This window comes from Pseudoalteromonas sp. NBT06-2 (assembly GCF_002276045.1).
Lineage (GTDB): Bacteria > Pseudomonadota > Gammaproteobacteria > Enterobacterales > Alteromonadaceae > Pseudoalteromonas.
Genome location: NZ_NQMR01000272.1, coordinates 1 through 666 on the forward strand (window position 1 = coordinate 1; position 666 = coordinate 666).

At 32.3% G+C, this 666-nt stretch carries 2 protein-coding genes; both read right to left on the minus strand.

Annotation, left to right across the window (positions count from 1 at the left end; genetic code table 11):
- Positions 1 to 213: 213 nt before the first annotated feature.
- Entirely contained in the window at positions 214 to 429 is a 216-nt protein-coding gene (locus CJF42_RS29440) for a DUF1203 domain-containing protein (RefSeq protein ID WP_353651703.1), read from the minus strand.
- The gene (locus CJF42_RS28945) at positions 354 to 569 is read right to left on the minus strand and encodes a hypothetical protein (protein ID WP_252097741.1); all 216 of its coding nucleotides are present in this window, start codon (positions 567 to 569) and stop codon (positions 354 to 356) included. Before CJF42_RS28945 ends, CJF42_RS29440 begins: the two co-directional genes overlap by 76 nt.
- Positions 570 to 666 lie beyond the last annotated feature (97 nt).

Consider the following 666-nt stretch of genomic DNA (forward strand, 5'->3'; position numbering starts at 1 on the left):
CACGGGTTATTGAGGTGTTACTTTTAATAAAGGTAACCAATTGATTAATCGCATAACTACATGTTTTAGCTATATATAAAAAGCCTTTGCGGATGCGTTTGCCAAGCTTAAAAAGTAGACTCATTTAGTTTAGAAATACTTTTTATGCACTCCCATTTTTTCAGGGAGTGTATAAAACATAAACTCAACTATAAAATACAAATTAGATTAAGTTTAAACCCGCTCTACACTACAATTAAAACATCCCTGATTAGCATTATGAATATGTAGATATGAGATGTTTTCATTTTCAAAAAAATCTTCAATCCCTTTAATTAAATTTTTTTCACCTTGAAAAATAGCAGCATATAGCATTATATTCTCATTGTTATAAGCTCTAAGTGACAATAAACGTTGCTGTAAAATCTCAGGTATTTGATTAGCTTTAATGTCTGCTGTTTTAGCATATTCATGTACATATACCCAAGCCACTTCAAGATGTGAGGTTCAGGACTGCTGAGCAATTCATGATCTAGGCGCATCTTTGCATTAATGGTTACTCCCTTAAAAAAAGATGGAACAACGAGCATGATTTGCTCAGAAGTCCCTGTAAGGTTGGTTTATAAATACTTTATGCAGCGTTATTGATTTTGAAAAGGGAATAACCATGTTCTTCAATCAATGCCT

What these genes read in the sequence shown, in the direction of transcription:
- CJF42_RS28945 (WP_252097741.1), bottom strand. Translation starts at nt 569, where the DNA reads ATGCTCGTTGTTCCATCTTTTTTTAAGGGAGTAACCATTAATGCAAAG.